Raw genomic sequence first — 17,656 nt, 5'->3', positions numbered from 1 at the left:
TCCCGGACCTACTCGACCGTGACCGACTTGGCCAGGTTGCGAGGCTTGTCGACGTCGTAGCCACGGGCCTGCGCGACACTGGCGGCGAACACCTGCAACGGCACCGTCGACACCAGCGGCTGCAACAGCGTCGGCGTCTTGGGGATCGGGATGAAGTGATCGGCAACGGATTTCGCCGATGCGTCGTCGTCCTCGGCGATCACGATGGTGACTGCCCCGCGGGCCTGGATCTCCCGGATGTTGGAGACCATCTTCGAATGCAGGACCGCACGACCGTCGGGTGAGGGCATCACGACGATCACCGGCAAGCCGTCCTCGATGAGTGCGATCGGGCCGTGTTTGAGCTCGCCGGCCGCGAAACCCTCCGCGTGCATGTACGCGAGTTCCTTGAGTTTCAGCGCACCCTCGAGCGCCACCGGATACCCGACGTGACGGCCGATGAACAGCACAGTGTTGTGATGGGCCAGCGAGTGAGCGAGCTCGCGCACCGGTTCCATCGTGCCCAGGACGTCACGGACCGCCTCGATCATGTGCTCCATCGCCGCAAACTCGCGGGCGACCTCGTCGGCGTACTTGGTCCCGCGAGCCTGGGCCAGAGCCAGGCCGACCATGTAGGCCGCCGCGATCTGGGCGAGGAAACACTTGGTGGAGGCCACCCCGATCTCTGGTCCGGCGTGGGTGTAGAGCACGGCGTCGGACTCGCGCGGGATCTGCGCGCCGTTGGTGTTGCAGATCGCCAACACCCGGGCCTTCTGGTCCTTGGCGTGCCGGACGGCCTCGAGGGTGTCGGCGGTTTCGCCGGACTGCGAGATCGCCACGACCAGCGTCGAGCGATCCAGCACCGGGTCCCGATAACGGAACTCGCTGGCGAGTTCGACCTCGACGGGCAGTCGCGTCCAGTGCTCGATCGCGTACTTGGCCAGCATCCCGGCGTGGTAGGCCGTGCCGCAGGCCACGACGAAGACCTTGTCGACGTCACGCAGGTCCTGATCGGTGAGGCGTTGCTCGTCGAGGACGATGCGGCCCTCCTCGAGATGGCCGAGGAGGGTATCGGCCAGCGCGGCGGGCTGCTCGGCGATCTCCTTGAGCATGAAGAAGTCGTAGCCGCCCTTCTCGGCGGCGGCGAGGTCCCAGTCGATGTGGAACGGTTTACCCGCCCGGGGATTCTGGTCGAAGTCGGTGATGGCGTAGCTGTCGGCGGTGATCACCACGACCTCGTCCTGGCCGAGCTCCACCGCTTCGCGGGTGTGCTCGATGAACGCCGTCACGTCGGATGCGACGAACATCTCGCCGACACCCACGCCCACCACGAGCGGGGTCGAGCGGCGTGCCGCCACGATCGTGCCCGGATGATCGGAGTGGGTGAACACCAGCGTGAACGCACCTTCGAGACGGCGCAGGGCGCGGTAGGCACTCGCCACGAAGTCACCGGCGTCGGGGCCGTTCACATACTCGCGTTCGACGAGATGGACCGCGGTCTCGGTGTCGGTGTCGGAGGTGAACTCGATACCGTCGGCCTCGAGTTCGTCACGCAGCGGCGCGTAGTTCTCGATGATGCCGTTGTGCACCACGGCGAGCTTGCCGTCGGTGCTCGCGTGCGGGTGCGCGTTGCGGTCGGTCGGCTGACCATGGGTCGCCCACCTGGTGTGGCCCATCCCGGTGGTGCCCGACAGCTTCTCCCGCCCGACGCCGGCGATCACCTTGTCGAGGTTCTCCAGCCGTCCGGCCTTCTTCTCGATCGCGGTATGCCCGTGGCCGTCGAGAATTGCCACACCCGCCGAGTCGTAGCCGCGATACTCCATCCGCCGCAGCGCTTCGACCACGATGTCGAGGGCGTCACGCCCTCCCACATATCCGACGATTCCACACATAGAAGGTCAGGGTACCGGGATTCTGCGGGCGATCCGGCCACGCTGTTCGCGGGGCTTGGCGCCGAGCAGACGAGAGATGTGATCCAACTCGTGTTCGGGCTCGTCGGAGGGGTCGACAACCAGACTCTTGCCGATGACGGCCTGCGGGTCACCGAACCCGGCATAGTCGGTGTCGCCGGCAACGGTGTGCAGGAGGAATCCCGTCATCAGTGCGCGGACCTGCCGATGTGTGGTCTTGTCGGCCCCGTTCGCCCCGAGGATCGTCTTCCAGGTGCGGCGTTCGAGAAGCCCGCGACTGGTTGCGGCAGGCAGAGTGCGCAACACCACATCACCGCCGTACACGCGCGCGAGCGGACGGGCATTGGCGTCGAAGGTGTCGAGTTCGGTCCCGGCGGCCAGGATGAGCCCGGGCGCGGTGACGCGTGGCGCGGCGGCCGGCAGCAATGCGGTCGTCGGGGCGGGGAAGATCGCCACCACACCCGACGTCGGCACCGGTTCCTGACCCAGCAACAGCTCGTCGGAGGCGGCGAGCACCGCGGCCGCGGCGCCGAAGCCGTGTCCGGCGAACCCGACCTTCGCTGCGTCGACGGTGATCCCGCCGTCGCCGAGGGGCGCACTGCAGACCACACCGAGTGCCGAACGCATCTCGGCGGCAAGTCCCACATCCGAGGGCATCAGTCCGCGCTGCCCCTGTGGGAGTGCGACGACGAAACCCCACGAGGCCAGGTGGTAGGCCAGGTCCCGGTATCGGTTGCCGCCGGACAGCCAGGTGTGGCCGAACGCGATGGCCGGTAACCGGGTGCCCTCGGCGGGCGTGAACACCCGCCCCTCGATTCCGACGATGCCCAGATTGCCCGCGAGCACACGGTGCGGACCGCGCCTCGTCAACGCCTTGAACTGCTTGGCAGGGGGCTTGGACGGCTTGCTGGATCGCTTCTTGCCGGACACGGGAAACAGCCTATTCGGTTGCGGCCGCGCCGTGGGGACTGGCCTCGGCGATGTCGGCGGGCAGCAGGATCCGCGGCGTGGCGTTGTCGGCGGCATCGGCCGCGGTCTGCAGGTCGGTGCGCAGTTGCGACACCTCGGTGCGGTGTGCGTGCTGGTGATCGTCGAGTCGGGCCACCAGCACCTGCTGCGTCTCGCTGAACTCGCGGGACGCGGCGGTCAGGCTCCCGATCGTCGATCGGGTGAGGTGTTCGATCTGCTCGGCCGCGTTCATTGATCACCTGCCAGAGCCAGATCCGACGCCGGGGCCCGCTGGGTTCCGGGACTCGGCGCAGGTGCCGGGGCCGACTGGGGTGTTGGGTCCGCTAGGGGTGTCGAAGGCGATTCGGCTGCCGGCGCCGGCTCGGGTCTCGGGGCCGGCTGGATACTCGAGCCGGTCTGACCAGTGCCCGCCTCCTCCGCGGTGAGTGTGAACGGTACGTCGGGGCCGTCCGGGGCCGGACTCGACTTCGGTTCGACGGCGGGCGATCCGTCGGTCACCGTGACGTGCGCGGGTTGTCCGGCGGCCACGGGTCGCGCGGCGTCGGGCGTCGGTACCTTGCCCTCGACGGGGACATCGCCTCGCTCGTCCGGTGAACCGCCGTCACCATCCGGCACGCGCACCCGCGCCGGTGCCTCGGTGCGTTGAGTCAGATCCCACTCGTCGGCGGATCGGGTAAGGATCGACAGAATTGCCTGCACACCGCTTTGAGTGGCGTGTGCGGTCGTGGTCAGCAGCGCGATCCGGGAGGTGATGTCGGCGGCGACCACAGCGGGCGGGACACGACCGGTCAGCACCGCCGCGGGTAGCTCGGGCAATGGCACGCCTGCGACCAGCGGCGATGACAGCCGGGCCACCGTGCGATACCAGGTACGCAGGATCTGATCGATTCCCGCCGCTGCGGCGCTCGTCGCCTCCGCCACGGAGCGGACCACCGCCAGATCGGCCTCGGCGCGGCGTTGGTGTTCGATCACCAGGCCGACGGCAACGGCTCCGGCACCTGACGACCAGCCGTGGTCGAGACGTATCTGCTGCTCGGGCAGCCGGTGCATCTGGTCGGCGACGACCCGGTGCACGGCGGCCAGCCGGCGTGCGTCGGCGGCCAGCCCGGGGATGTCGAGCCGTCCGGTCCGCGCCAGTACTGCCCGGAGTTCATCGTCGGCGGGGACGGCCACCCCGACGACGCGGCCGGCACCGAGCACCGAGATCAGGTCCTCGACGCCCGCGATCGCCCGATCACGTAGCGCGACAAGTGTTTCCGACGGATCAGCCATCCGAATCAGCTCCCGCCACCGCGGCGGACACACCTCGCGCCGCCTCGTCGTCGGCGGCATCGATCGCGGCGAGTCCGCGCGTCAGGAGCTCTGCGAGCGCCGCGGCCGACTCCGACTGATCACGCAATCGTCCGGTCAGCACCCGGCTGATCTCGGTGAAGCGGCCGGCGAGCCGGGCGTGGTCGTCATCGTCGGCGGCCCAGGTGCCGAATCGGTGCTCGTCGAGGTCGCCCGCGGCCACCGCGAGTACCTGCGAGGTCTTGCGATAGAAGTCGGCGACGGCGAGCACCTCGTCGGTTTCCACCGACACCCCGGCCCTCGACGTCACCCCGGTCGCCTCCTCGGATGAGGCTGCCTCGTGCTTCATACCGACTCCCTCCCCTGCCCATCATCACTCGCCTCGAGATGTCCACCGTGAGGTTGGACGCACGCGACGTCCCCGTGGTTCCCCTCACGCCAGGTTTCACCCAACTGACCCAAGTCTCACGTATCGGGCGCCGACGTGCGCGGCTTTCTTCTCCGGGCCGGTCGCACCGTCAGAGGTCGATGCCGTGCGCGCGGACGGCGTCGCCGAGCGCGGTGGGCCGCTGCTCCGGCGGGAGGTCGTGCACGAGTTCGAAGGCGGCGCCGATCCGGCGGGCTCCGCCGTCGGCCTCCTCGCTGTCCCCGACCATCAGGCAGTCATAGCCCGCCACGCCGAGCGCATCGAGCGCGGCATGGAAGATCCGGGGATTGGGTTTGATCGCACCGACCTCGTAGGACAGCGCGTACGCGCCGACGGTGTCGGCGAGGTCGTGCAGCGCCAAGACTTTTCGGAGATCGAAGGCGATGTTGCTGACGACGCCCACGGGAATCCGCCGGGCGGACAGCGCGGTCAAGACCGCCGCGGTGTCGAGGAAGGGTACCCACGAGTGCGGGTCGAGTACCCGTTCGTACAGCGATTCCGCCTGGCCGGGCACGGTGAGCCCAGAAGTGCGCAGCATCGCCAGATACGCGCGCCGATGTTGGACGGGATCGAGATCTCGCTGCTCCCAGGCGATCCGGTCGTCGTCGATGATGTCGGCGGGCAATCCGACCGGCTGGGTCATCCGGCGCACCAACTCGGCCTGCGCGTCGACGTGCAGCGGCCGGCCCTGCTGGTCGTGGAGGTCGGCGAACCACTCGTCACGTGCCTCGAAGCGGAAGAGCGTGCCCGAGAAATCGAACAGGACAGCCTTCGGGACACCGCTCATGACCGTGTGTGCGTCACGCGCCGGCGGTCTCGACGACGTCGGCGACGCGCGCGGCGATCGTGTGTGCCAGATCCGGGGTCGGTGCCTCCACCATCACGCGAACCAACTGCTCGGTTCCGGACGGGCGCAACAGGATTCGACCTCCGTCACCGAGCTCGGCCGCTGCGGCCGAGACCGCCTCGGTGACGGCCGCCGCGGTGGCGACCGCATGCTTGTCGGTGACGCGCACGTTGATCAGTTCCTGCGGCAACACCGTCATGACGGCCGCGAGATCGGCCAGTCGCGAGGAGCTCTCGACCATCTCCGCCATCAGCAGCAGACCGGTGAGGATGCCGTCGCCTGTGGTGCCCGAGGCCGGGACGACGATGTGCCCGGATTGTTCGCCGCCGAGCGAGAAGCCACCGCGGCGGAGTTCCTCGAGGACGTAGCGGTCGCCGACAGCGGTGGTGCGCAACGTGATTCCCGCTTCCCGCATCGCGATGTGCAGGCCGAGGTTGCTCATCACCGTGGCGACGAGCACGCCCTCGTGCAGGCGTCCGTGGCGGTGCAGCGCGGCTGCGAGAATCGCCATGATGTGGTCGCCGTCGACGATCTGGCCGGTGGAATCGACCGCGAGACACCGATCGGCGTCACCGTCGTGGGCCAACCCGAGGTCGGCGCCGTGTTCGAGTACCGCGGCCTGCAACTTCCCCATGTGGGTCGAGCCGCAGTCCTCGTTGATGTTGATGCCGTCGGGGTCGGCGTGAATGGGGATGACCGTGGCCCCCGCGGCGGCGTAGACCTGCGGGGCGATGAGTGACGCTGCGCCGTTGGCGCAGTCGACCACTACGGTCAGCGAGTCGAGTCGCACATCGATCGCCTCGGCCAGATGCCGGGCATAACGCTGCGACGCATCGGGCGCGTCGGACAGTCGGCCGACGCCGGCACCGGTGGGACGGGGCAACTCGGTGTCCATCGCCGCGGCGATACGGTCCTCGATCTCGTCGTCGAGTTTGTGGCCACCGGCGCCGAAGAACTTGATCCCGTTGTCGGGCATCGCATTGTGCGACGCCGAGATCATCACGCCGAACGCTGCGCCGTAGTCGGCGGTGAGAAAGGCGATGGCCGGGGTGGGCAGGACGCCGACGCGGATCGCATCGACACCCGAGGCGGCCAGCCCGGCGCAGACCGCGGCCTCCAGCATTTCGCCCGAGGCGCGCGGATCCCGGCCGACGACCGCGCGGGGTCGGGGGCCGGTACCGAGAACGAACGCGGCGGCCGAGGCCAGGCGCAACGCGAGCTCGGTGGTGAGCTCGGCGTTGGCCAGGCCTCGGACGCCGTCGGTTCCGAAAAGGCGTGCCAAGTCAGCGCTTGGAGTACTGCGACGCCTTGCGGGCCTTCTTCAGGCCGTACTTCTTGCGCTCGACCGCACGCGGGTCGCGCGTGAGGAAGCCGGCCTTCTTCAGGGCCGGACGATCCTCCGGGGTGACCTCGATGAGGGCACGGGCGATCGCCAGACGCAGCGCGCCGGCCTGGCCCGAGGGGCCGCCACCGACGAGCTTGGCGTAGATGTCGAACGACTCGGTGCGCTCTACGGTGACCAGCGGGGCCTTGATCAGCTGCTGGTGCACCTTGTTCGGGAAGTACTCCTCGATGGTGCGGCCGTTGAGGTGGAACTGACCGGAGCCGGGCACCAGGCGAACACGGACCACGGCCTCCTTGCGGCGACCGACGGTCTGGATCGGGCGGTCGATGACGACCGGGCCACGATCGAAGGCGGGCTCGGCGACGGCATCGGCGTCGTAGTCGTCGGCAGCCTGCTCGACCGACTCGACAGCCTCGACGGCGGCTTCGACGGCGCTCTCGGCAGCTGCGGTGTCGTCACCGGCGGCAGCCTGGACCTCGGCAGCGTTCTCCACGGCGGCCTCGACGGCCTCGTCGGAAATGTTCTCGTTGCTCACTGGGCCACCTGCTTGATCTCGAAGGGGACGGGGCGCTGGGCCGCGTGGGGGTGATTCGGGCCGGCGTAGACCTTCAGCTTGGACGCCATGGCGCGGCCGAGCTTGGTGTGCGGCAGCATGCCGGTGATGGCCTTCTCGACCACGCGCTCGGGGTGGCTCTCGAGCAACTCGGCAGTCGTCTGGACCTTGAGGCCACCGGGATGCCCGGAGTGCCGGTAGTTCAGCTTGCGCTCGGCCTTGTTGCTGGTCAGCGCGACCTTCTCGGCGTTGATGATGATGACGAAATCGCCACCGTCGACATGCGGGGCGTAGGTCGGCTTGTGCTTGCCGCGGAGCAGGTTCGCGCTCTGCACGGCCAGCCGGCCGAGCACCACGTCGGTGGCGTCGATGACATGCCACGCGTGGGTGATGTCACCGGCCTTCGGGGTGTAGGTAGGCACAGTTGGTCCTTCAACTCTTGTCATGGATGCTGGTCGGGCACGACGGCAGAGGATGTTCCGGCGACCAGTGGGGACCCGGGCCTCGACTACCTCCTCGCACCGCGCTCGATGAGCACGACGAGAAGGTGCCACGTACCAGCGATCCAGGCTACGCGAGAGCCCAGGTCAGGGTCAAAACACGCTTCATCCGCGCCGGCGGAGTACCCGTCGGCACCCGCAGGTCAGGCCGGGGCGATGCGCGCCGAGGCCACCGCCTGCGCGCATGGTTCGTCGACGGAGTCACCGCCGGTGCCGGCCTGGCATCCGACACTCACCTGTAGATCGTGCTCGACGAGCACGTACCAGCGGATCGGCGCACCCGATGCCGGGGCCTCGCGGTAGCTGATCACATCCCGCCCGGCGAAGCGGGTCGACGCGGAGAACTCACTGACCACGTCGTCGCCACGCTGGGCGATCCGATTGCGCAGGCTCAGCGCCACCGACGACGGCGTCGAGCCCGCCCGCACGGTGCTCTGGACCAGCAGGATGCGGCTACCGTCCTCGGGGGCGACGAACACGATGCGCGACTGCACCGACGAGGACGTCGCACCACTCGGCGCACTCTGCTCGGCCTGCTGCCAGTCGGTCGGGATCAGCAGACTCGTCCGCCCCTGGGTGACGCGGTGGTCGGCGGGCGCAGGTGGCCGGTCGTGTCGGGTCAACGCCACCGCGGCGACGACACCGACAACAAGCATCGCGACCGCCAATGTCGCGCCGAGCACCTGCCATCGCGTCAGCTCCACACGCCGGCGCCCCGACGATGCGGCCACCCGCGCCTCGAGGTCGCCGAAATCCAGCGGCTCGAGGTGGGCGACGCGAGAACCCCAGCGGGCGATCAGTCGGCGATCGACCGACACGACCCGGCCGGCCACAGCGTGGTCGAGGATCAGGTCGACGGCCTGGCCCACCTCCGCCGGATCGTCACCGTCGACGTAGACCGCCTCGACGCCGTCGTCGATCGCCTCTTCGACCGCCGCGGCGTCGGCGGCCGTCGAGCCGGCCGGGCGGAGCACCGCGGAATCCTCGATCTCCCAGCCGGCGGCCCCGCGACGCAGACGCTGCACGCCCCAGCGCGGCGGCACCGGTGCGCAGTGGTGCGTGGGCCGGTGGGTGGTCTCGACGACGGCGCACCTGCTGACCGTCGCATCGGCATGGCTGCGGGCGACGAGGATCGCCCGGGGTACCAGCGTGATGTCCGGGCGCAGCGAGCCCGCGGCCCGGGTGAGCACCCCTCTACGTATGGCACCCCAGGTGCTGGGATGGCCGATGAGCAGGGGCCCGCGGTACCCGCCGATCATCTGCGCGAACACCTCACGCCAGCGTTGTTCGACGCCGATCCGGACCCCGCCTGCGACGATGACGTCCGCATCGATGGCCTCGAGGAGGTCGGTGACGTCCGGGCCGCCGACGGCACCGATCGTGGTGTGCCCGTAGGCGAGATCGATCACGAGCGGTCTCGCCGAGGTCGTCGTCGCGGCGCCCGGGATGGCCCGGTCGGTGGCCAGCATTCCCGTCATGGGGTGTGCGGACCGGTCGGGTCGGAGGTGGCGACCTGGATCATCTCCTGCGTGCGGGTGCGGGACACGAGTTCACCGCGGCCGGGCACCAACCGCTGCATGCGGGTTCGTCCGGTGATGTATCCCTCGTCGCGGTCACCGCTCATCAGCAGCATGTCCGACGAGAGATCCTTGAGTCGCCCGATCACCGGGTCGAACAGCGCCCGCCCGAGTCCGCCGGAGCGACGCGCCAACACTATGTGCATACCGATGTCGCGGGCGTGGGATGCCAGATCGATCAAGGGCAGCAACGGATTCCCCGACGAGGTGGCGACCATGTCGTAGTCGTCGACGACGATGTACACGTCCGGTCCCGACCACCAGCTGCGTGCCTTGAGCGCATCGACGGTGAGGTCGTCGGGTGGCAGGCGTTTGGTGAAGTACGCGGCGAGCTGGTGCATCATCTTCGTCGCGTTCTCCCCCGAACTTGCGTACCCGGCGAGATGATCACCGGTGATGATGCCGAGCATGGTGCGGCGGTAGTCGATCAGCACGATCTTCACCTGATCCGGCGTGGCCCCGCCGACCAAACCCGAGATGATCGTTTTCAGGAGTGTGCTCTTGCCGTGCTCGACGTCGGCGAAGGCCATGAAGTGGGGCTGCACACCGAAATCCAGGATGACCGGGGCGAGTTCGAGCTCCCCCACTCCGATGGCCACCTGGTGGGGACCGAGGACGATCTCGGCGTCGGCGACGAGCTCGGCAACGCGTGCCGCGGAGATCTCGGTGCCGAGCTTGCGCACCGGTAGTGCTCGCCGGTCGGGGTAGGCCAGCGAGATCGTGTCGAGGGCGAGTTGTCCGCCCATCGGCAATGTCGCCGGCGAGGGGTCGCCGTCGAGGCGCGGTAATGCCACCAGCAGATGCATACCGTCGGGGCTGAGTCCACGGCCGGGCCGGTTGTGCGGCACCTGCGAGGCCGCTTTGCGTCCGAGCTCGGAATCCATGGCGTCACCGAGGCGTAGTTCGAGTCGACTGCCGATCAGGTCCCGCATCGCCGGGCGGACCTCGGCCCAGCGGGTGGCCGTCACGATCAGGTGGACGCCGTAGGAAAGCCCCTGGGAGACGATGATCCCGATCTGTTCTTCCAGGAACTCCATCTCCCCGCGCAACACGCCGACCCCGTCGAGAACCAGGAACACATCGCCGTGCGGGTCATCGGCGAGCGGATCGTCGGGCCCGGTGCGGCCGGTCCGCATCCAGTCCTGGCGCCGCGCACGGTAATCGGACATCGACTCGATACCGAGACGGGCGAACCGCAACTCCCGCGCCCGCACCACCGCGGTCACCTCGGCGACCGTGCGACGCACCGCGTCCATGTCGCCGCGGGTCGCGACCGAACCCACGTGGGGCAGGCCCGCGATACCGGCGAGGGAACCCCCACCGAAGTCCAGACAGTAGAACTGCACCTGTTCGGGGGTGTGGGTGGCGGCCGCGGCGACGATCAGCGTGCGTACCGCGGTCGACTTGCCGGTCTGGGGGCCGCCGACGACCGCGACGTTGCCTGCCGCACCGGACAGGTCCAGGACGTGCTGGTCACGGCGCTGATCGAAGGGCCGGTCGATGATGCCGACCGGTACCCGCAGGTCGCCGGGTGCCGACGGTGTCGAGAAGTCGCGGTCGCCGATCAACCCGTCGACGGTCGGCGACTCGTCGAGCGGTGGCAGCCAGACCTCGTGGGCGCTGGGCCCGGCACCGGCGATCCGTCCGACGAGGGTCTGCAGCAGGGACGGAACGCTCACGGTTCCGGCGGTCACGCCCGCCGGCTCCGGTGGGATGTCGGAGGTGGCGGTGGACGCAGGTGGGGTCGACGCAGGTGGGGTGGACGCAGTGGGGGCCGGCACGGAAGGGGGTGAGGAGGCGGGCGGCACCGCCGACAGCAGTGCGGCCGCCTGGTCGAGCACCGAGCCACCGGCACCAACGGACGCGGCGGGCGGCACCCGATTCGTCCCCGTCGTATCCAGGCCCGAGGCGTCGTCGGCGGCGTCGAACGGGACGGGCAGGGCGGTGAACATCTTCATCGCACCCCGTAACCCCGGCGCGTCACCGACCCCGGTCACGGTGTCTCGCACGTCGGCGGGCGGTTGATACGGACCCGAGACGTAGCAGGTGTTGAACCTGATCGGCTCGCCCGCATCGCATTTGAGGTATCCCGAACCGGGCACGCTGGGCAGATGGTACGCGTCGGGAACCCCGAGTACCGATCGGGATTCGTTCGCCGAGAACGTCTTCAGACCGATCCGATACGAGAGGTGGCTGTCGAGACCGCGCAACTTGCCCTCCTCGAGTCGTTGGGAGGCAAGCAGCAGATGAATGTGCAGCGACCGCCCGAGCCGTCCGATCGCGACGAACAGTTCGGCGAAATCCGGTTTCTGCGCCAGCAATTCGGAGAACTCGTCCACGACGATGAACAATGCCGGCAGGGGTTGCAACGGAGCGCCGGCGGCGCGGGCCTGTTCGTATTCGGTGACGTTGGCGAAGTTCCCGGCCGCGCGCAACACTTCTTGACGACGATTCAATTCCCCCGACAGCGCATCCTTCATCCGGTCGACCATCGCCAATTCCTGCTCGAGGTTGGTGATCAAGGCCGCCACATGGGGGCTGCGTTCGAGCCCGAGGAAGGTGGCGCCGCCCTTGAAGTCGACGAGGACCAGATTGAGCTCGGCGGGTGAGTGGGTGGCCAGCATCGCCACCACGAGCGTGCGCAGGAATTCCGACTTTCCCGAACCGGTTGCGCCGATGCACAACCCGTGCGGACCGGTGCCGCCGTGCGCGCTCTCCTTGATGTCGAGTTCGACTGTCCCACCCGATGGTGTGTAGCCGATCGGAACGCGCAAGCGGTCACGCCCGGTGCGCCCTCGCCAGTGCACCGCCGTATCGAAGCGGGACACATCGTCGATGCCCAGTAACGCCGGTAGTCCGGGGTCGAGGGCGGTGGCCTCGGAATCGAGACTGGCCAGGGAGGCCGCCGTCGCCAACCGATAGCGAGCCAGCCGTCGGGCCATGGCCTCGCATTCGGCGATACCCAACGCATCCATCGTCGCGAAATCCTCGGTGCCATAGGCACTTCTCGCCGACACCGTGCCGTCGGAGACCACCAGCTGCAGTCCGCGTCTGGCGGCGAGCCCGTCGGGTGGTGCGGTCAGATCGAGTACGGTGACGCCCTCCATCCCGGCGTCGTTGACGAGCCGCTCGGCTCCGGTCACCCTGCCGTCGTCGATGATCACCACCAGGTGCACCCGACCGGGAGTCGGCGGCGCCGACCGGGAGAACCGGCCGCGGTCGGCCAGTTCGGTGGCGAGCGCGGTCTCCAGGTCCGCCAATGTCGGGAAGATCATCCGCATCGGTCCGACGGCATCGGCCAACGAGGGATGCCCGACGTGCGGCAGCCACTTCGCCCAGTCCCAGGCCTCACCGGCCGGGTCGGCGGTCACCACGGCCACCCGGAGATGGTCCGGCCCGTGGAAGGCACACAACTCGATGACCATGGCGCGCAGCAGTTCTCGGGTCTCCTGACGCACACCCTCGATGTTGATGGCCGGAAAGCCCCGCAGTGACACCGCGGTCGGCAGTCGGTGCACCACCGAATGCGTCCGGACGAATCGCCGCAGCGCGACCATCGACACCGGCTCGAGATCCTCCAGCGGCCCGGTCTCCGGCGGCACCAGACGGGTGGCCAATCGCTGCGTACCCAGACCGACCCGCACATGCGCGAAATCGTTGTCGGCCGGTCGCCGCTCCCACATCCGGCGCGTCCCGATCAGATCGGGAATGCTGCGCGGATCGGGATGGCTCCAGGCCAACGCCGCACGCTGTGCACCACTGGTGTCGCCGACCTGCGTGCGCAGGCCGGCGAGGTAGCGGAAGTAGTCCTTGCGTTCCTCGTTGAGTTCGGCGGCCTTCTTGCCGCCCCCACGACCTCCCGCTGCGAACATTCCAAACATCGACATCAGCATCATCAGGGGGAACATCATGAACAGCGGATTGGTCAGGATGTTGCGACCCCCGGTCGCGAACATCATCGCCAACATGCCGATGACCGCGACCACCATGATCACCGGCAGCAACTTCAGCAACATCCCGCCCGGAACCACCCGCGGCACATCCGGGGGCGGCTGGATGTTCAGTTCACCACCGGGCGCACGTGGTGGCGTGATCCGTGGCCGCCGCACGAAACCATCGGTTGTGCTCACCTGTCCCCCTCGTCCCCTCTACCTCGCCCCTCGCGCGTTGTCCCCCGTCGACTCACCGAGACGTTCCGTACACCGTGTTATCCACCGGAACGAATAGGACATCTCACCCAAAGCCGAACGTGTGGTTATGGTAACTGCGAATCAAGGGGGAGGAACGTCGAGATGTCATCTGTGGATACCCGACCAGCGGCACCCGCCGAGAACGGTGCGCTGCGGGCGTCGGCGCCGTCGATCGAACCCGCGTTGGTACGGGTGTCGGTGCTCGGCGGCAACACCCAGCTCGACGTCGCACTTCCGGCTGCAGTCCCGGTGGCTGCGCTCCTCGGCGATCTCGTCACCCAGATCGAGTCGCGCAGCCCGCGCCGGCGAGACCCCGACGACACCGAGCCGGATCCGAGCGGCGACAACGTGCTCGATCGGCGGTCACGATGGACCCTGTCGCGCATCGGGCAGCCGCCGCTGCCCGTGAACCGTTCGCTCGCCGACTCCGGGGTGCGTGACGGCGACCTGCTGATGGTCACCTCGGTGCGCACCGACGATTCGCCGGCACTGTTCGACGACGTCGTCGATGCCGTTGCGCGCCTGAACGAATCGCGCTTCGCCAACTGGTCGGCGCAGGGAGCCCGGGTGATCGGATTCGCCGCGGCGATCCTGGCGGGCATCGTCGGCGCGGTGGCCCTGGCCGGGATGCGGTGGCATGCCGATGTCTGGTGGCCGGCGATCCCGGCCGCGACGATGACGCTGGCGTTGGTCACCGCATCGGCCATCGTCGCCCATCGATATCGCGACGACACCACGGCGACGGTCCTGGCTGCCGCGGCCGCTCCGACGGCGTTCGTGGCCGGCATGCTCACCGTTCCCGGACCCTACGGCTCCGCGCATCTCTCGCTGGGGTTCGCGGTGGTGGTGCTCGTCTGCGTCGTGTCCTATCGGCTGAGCGCGGTCGGCGCGGTGGTGCACGCCGCCCTGCTGACCGCCTCGGTGATCGGTGGTGCGATCTCGCTGGCCGCTCTGCTCATCGACAGCTCGACGCGCAATGTCGCCGCCGTCGGCGCGGCCGCGGCGTTGCTCGTCGTCGCGATGGCGCCCCGGCTGACGATCGTGTTGGCGAAACTACCGCTGCCGCCGGTGCCGACGGCTGGTGTGCCGCTCGATCCGGACGACGCCCAGCCTGTCCCCACCATCGAGGGCATCGGCGCGATCGGAGCGATGGCTCTTCCGAAAGCCGATGCGCTCGAACGTCGTTCGTATCTGGCGAACGCCTATCTCACGGGCATCGTGGCCGGTGCCACCGCGGTGATCGGCCCCGCCGCGGTCATCACCGCGACCCCGTGGAACGGCGTCGACGCCAAGTCGATGGCACTGGCGGTCATCCTGGCCGTCGTGTTGTGCCTGCGCGGCCGCTCACACAGCGACCTCGTGCAGGCGTGTGTCCTGATCGGCGGTGGGGTGCTGACCCTCGCTGCGCTCGTCGGTTCGTTGACCGCGGTCGACGGGTGGTGGCCGTTCGTCGGATTCGTGGTCGCGGCAACAGCTCTCGTTGTCGCACTCGTGGTCGGTGTGCTCGCACCCGGACATGAGTTCTCGCCGGTGATGCGACGCCTCGCCGAGCTCGGCGAGTACGCCCTGATCGTGGTGATCGTGCCGCTGCTCGTCTGGATTCTCGATCTGTACCAGACGGTTCGGGACATCTAGTGGTCCGTCACGGAGCTGGGCGACCGGCGTCCGGAGTTGTCCGTCGTCGTCGTTTCCCGACCGGCCTCGCCATGGCACTGGCCGTCGCCACGCTTGTCGCCGTCTCCGGTGGTGGGCCCGCCTTCGCGCTGAGTCCGCCTCAGGTCGATCCGGGGGCGTTGAACCGGTCCGCCCCGGTGGCGCCGCCCGAACCCACCGAACAACGCACGCTCTGCGCGCGACCCGTCGCCGTCACCGCCGCGAGCCAGCCCTCTCCTGCTCAACAGATGATGAATCTGGAAGAGGCCTGGCGCTTTTCGCGCGGAGCGGGACAACGCGTCGCCGTGATCGACACCGGTGTCACGCCGCATCCCCGACTGCCTCGATTGCGCGGCGGCGGCGACTACGTCTCGGGTGGCGACGGACTCGCCGACTGTGATGCGCACGGCACGCTGGTGGCCGGGCTCATCGCGGCCGCCTCGTCGCCTGACGACGCGTTCTCCGGAGTCGCACCGGATGCCTCGATCATCTCGATTCGCCAGTCCAGCAGCGCCTTCGACGCCAAGGACCGGCGTCGCGACGACGCGGACCCGGCGGTCGGCGGCGGATACGGGTCGGTGACCACCCTCGCCAACGCGGTGGTCCGCGCCGTCGACCTCGGTGCCACGGTCATCAACATCTCCGAGGTGGCGTGTTCCCCGGCGGGTGCCCGGCCCGCCGACCGTTCGCTGGGCGCCGCGGTCCGCTACGCCTTCGACCGCAACGTGGTCGTGGTGGTCGCTGCAGGCAACCTGTCGCAGGGGTCGGCGTGTGCCGAACAGAATCCGCCACCGCTACCCGGCGATCCCGACGGGTGGGGATCGGTCCAGACCGTGGCCAGTCCCGCCTGGTTCTCGCCCTATGTTCTCGCGGTGGGCTCGGTCGATGCCGGCACCGGAGCGCCGAGCTCGTTCAGCTTGCACGGGCCGTGGGTCGATGTCGCGGCACCGGGTACCGGGATCATCAGTCTCGACAGCACTCCCCGCAGTTCGTCGCTGGTCAACGCGCAGCGGAGCAACTCGGGCCCGCTTCCGTTGCTGGGCACCAGCTTCTCCACCCCGTTCGTCGCCGGCACGGTGGCATTGGTCCGCGCACGGTACCCGGGGTTGTCGGCGGGTGAGGTGATGGACCGTATCGTCCGCACCGCGCACGCCCCGGGACCGGGCCACGATCAGGCGATCGGTCACGGGGTCATCGACACCGTCGCGGCGCTGACCGCTGAGCTGCCCGAGGGACCGCTCGCCGATCCCGAGGTGCCTGCGGCGATCGCGGCTCCCGCGGTGGCGCCGGCACCCGATCACAGCCCGCGCAACGTCGCGCTGGTGGGCGTGGGGCTCGCCGCGGCCGTGGTGGTTGCGGTTCTGGCGCTCTCACTGCCTCATCGTCGGGTCCGTCGACTCGACCCTGACGAGTACTAACCGGAATCCGGGTACGACGGATCCGGTGTTGGGTTACTTGGCCGTTCGAGCCGGCCGCAGTTCACGCGGCAGGGCGAAGGTCAGCGTTTCCTCGGCGGTGGTGACCTTTTCTACGGAATCGAAGCCGTACTCGGACAGGAAGTCGATGACCCCACGGACCAGGACCTCCGGCACCGATGCACCCGAGGTGATGCCGACGGTCTCGACGCCGTCGAGCCAGGCCGGGTCGATCTCCCGCGCATAGTCGACCAGGTAGGAGGCCGACGCGCCGTTCTGCAGCGCCACCTCGACGAGCCGCACCGAGTTCGACGAGTTCTTCGAGCCGACGACGATCACCAGGTCGCACTTCGGGGCCATCGCCTTGACCGCGACCTGACGATTCTGGGTCGCATAACAGATGTCGTCGCTCGGCGGGTCGTTGAGCTCGGGGAATCTCTCACGGAGGCGGCGCACGGTCTCCATCGTCTCGTCCACCGACAACGTGGTCTGGGAGAGCCAGATGACCTTCGATTCGTCACGCACACTCACGGTGTCGACGGCGTCGGGACCGTCCACGAGCTGGATGTGCTCCGGCGCCTCCCCCGCGGTGCCCTCGACCTCCTCGTGGCCCTCGTGACCGATGAGCAGGATGTCGTAGTCATCGCGGGCGAAGCGCTTGGCCTCTTGATGCACCTTGGTGACCAGCGGGCACGTGGCGTCGATGGTCTTGAGGTTGCGTTGCGCGGCGGTGCGATGCACCTCCGGGGAGACGCCGTGGGCGGAGAACACGACGATGGCGCCTTCGGGTACCTCGTCGGTCTCGCCGACGAAGATCGCGCCACGCTCGGCGAGAGTGTCGACGACGTGCCGGTTGTGCACGATCTCCTTGCGGACGTAGACGGGCGCACCGTGCTTGTCGAGTGCACGCTCGACGGTCTCCACGGCGCGATCCACGCCGGCGCAATATCCCCGCGGTTCGGCGAGCAGGATGCGCTTGGATTCAGTCATGTCCCCAAGGG

The 17,656-nt window shown here is 68.8% G+C and carries 14 protein-coding genes; 2 read left to right on the top strand and 12 right to left on the bottom strand.

Annotation, left to right across the window (positions count from 1 at the left end):
• Nucleotides 1–8: 8 nt before the first annotated feature.
• The 11 genes from glmS to AC5ZH6_RS08520 all read right to left on the bottom strand — a co-directional run bounded on the left by glmS (nucleotide 9) and on the right by AC5ZH6_RS08520 (nucleotide 13,527).
• Nucleotides 9–1,871, bottom strand: coding sequence for a glutamine--fructose-6-phosphate transaminase (isomerizing) (glmS, locus tag AC5ZH6_RS08570; RefSeq protein ID WP_006372224.1), 1,863 nt, complete (start codon nucleotides 1,869–1,871; stop codon nucleotides 9–11).
• 6 nt (nucleotides 1,872–1,877) lie between these two features.
• A complete protein-coding gene (locus AC5ZH6_RS08565) occupies nucleotides 1,878–2,819 on the bottom strand; it encodes a dienelactone hydrolase family protein (RefSeq protein WP_006372225.1) in 942 nt (313 codons plus the stop codon).
• A gap of 10 nt (nucleotides 2,820–2,829) precedes the next feature.
• Entirely contained in the window at nucleotides 2,830–3,090 is a 261-nt protein-coding gene (locus AC5ZH6_RS08560) for a hypothetical protein (RefSeq protein ID WP_006372226.1), read from the bottom strand.
• Nucleotides 3,087–4,130, bottom strand: coding sequence for a hypothetical protein (locus AC5ZH6_RS08555; protein ID WP_006372227.1), 1,044 nt, complete (start codon nucleotides 4,128–4,130; stop codon nucleotides 3,087–3,089). Before AC5ZH6_RS08555 ends, AC5ZH6_RS08560 begins: the two co-directional genes overlap by 4 nt.
• Nucleotides 4,123–4,497 (bottom strand): hypothetical protein, encoded by a 375-nt coding sequence (locus AC5ZH6_RS08550; RefSeq protein WP_006372228.1) that lies wholly within the window; start codon nucleotides 4,495–4,497, stop codon nucleotides 4,123–4,125. Before AC5ZH6_RS08550 ends, AC5ZH6_RS08555 begins: the two co-directional genes overlap by 8 nt.
• A 169-nt stretch (nucleotides 4,498–4,666) precedes the next feature.
• Nucleotides 4,667–5,362, bottom strand: coding sequence for an HAD family hydrolase (locus AC5ZH6_RS08545; RefSeq protein ID WP_006372229.1), 696 nt, complete (start codon nucleotides 5,360–5,362; stop codon nucleotides 4,667–4,669).
• 13 nt (nucleotides 5,363–5,375) lie between these two features.
• Nucleotides 5,376–6,704, bottom strand: coding sequence for a phosphoglucosamine mutase (gene glmM / locus AC5ZH6_RS08540; protein ID WP_006372230.1), 1,329 nt, complete (start codon nucleotides 6,702–6,704; stop codon nucleotides 5,376–5,378).
• Between the two features lies 1 nt (nucleotide 6,705).
• Nucleotides 6,706–7,302 carry a 30S ribosomal protein S9 gene (gene rpsI / locus AC5ZH6_RS08535; RefSeq protein ID WP_006372231.1) on the bottom strand — a complete coding sequence of 199 codons (597 nt, stop codon included), beginning with the start codon at nucleotides 7,300–7,302 and terminating at the stop codon, nucleotides 6,706–6,708.
• On the bottom strand, nucleotides 7,299–7,742 hold the full coding sequence (rplM, locus tag AC5ZH6_RS08530) for a 50S ribosomal protein L13 (protein WP_006372232.1): 444 nt from the start codon (nucleotides 7,740–7,742) through the stop codon (nucleotides 7,299–7,301). Before rplM ends, rpsI begins: the two co-directional genes overlap by 4 nt.
• Nucleotides 7,743–7,963: 221 nt before the next feature.
• The gene (locus tag AC5ZH6_RS08525; protein WP_496169196.1) at nucleotides 7,964–9,289 is read right to left on the bottom strand and encodes a type VII secretion-associated protein; all 1,326 of its coding nucleotides are present in this window, start codon (nucleotides 9,287–9,289) and stop codon (nucleotides 7,964–7,966) included.
• 5 nt (nucleotides 9,290–9,294) lie between these two features.
• Nucleotides 9,295–13,527: a type VII secretion protein EccC gene (locus AC5ZH6_RS08520; RefSeq protein WP_020171754.1), complete on the bottom strand. Its 4,233-nt coding sequence runs from the start codon at nucleotides 13,525–13,527 to the stop codon at nucleotides 9,295–9,297.
• Between the two features lie 162 nt (nucleotides 13,528–13,689).
• Here AC5ZH6_RS08520 and eccD point away from each other — a divergent pair, with 162 nt between their 5' ends.
• Entirely contained in the window at nucleotides 13,690–15,222 is a 1,533-nt protein-coding gene (gene eccD / locus AC5ZH6_RS08515) for a type VII secretion integral membrane protein EccD (protein ID WP_006372235.1), read from the top strand.
• 71 nt (nucleotides 15,223–15,293) lie between these two features.
• Complete coding sequence (mycP, locus tag AC5ZH6_RS08510; RefSeq protein ID WP_006372236.1) at nucleotides 15,294–16,658, top strand: type VII secretion-associated serine protease mycosin; 1,365 nt, start codon at nucleotides 15,294–15,296, stop codon at nucleotides 16,656–16,658.
• A gap of 33 nt (nucleotides 16,659–16,691) precedes the next feature.
• Here the strand turns inward: mycP and AC5ZH6_RS08505 are convergent, their stop codons facing one another.
• The gene (locus tag AC5ZH6_RS08505; RefSeq protein ID WP_014359464.1) at nucleotides 16,692–17,645 is read right to left on the bottom strand and encodes a 4-hydroxy-3-methylbut-2-enyl diphosphate reductase; all 954 of its coding nucleotides are present in this window, start codon (nucleotides 17,643–17,645) and stop codon (nucleotides 16,692–16,694) included.
• Nucleotides 17,646–17,656: the final 11 nt, after the last annotated feature.

Source organism: Gordonia sp. YC-XJ4 (genome assembly GCF_059511865.1).
Note: the sequence above shows the minus strand (reverse complement) of the source record. Positions and strands in the feature narration are given on the sequence as shown.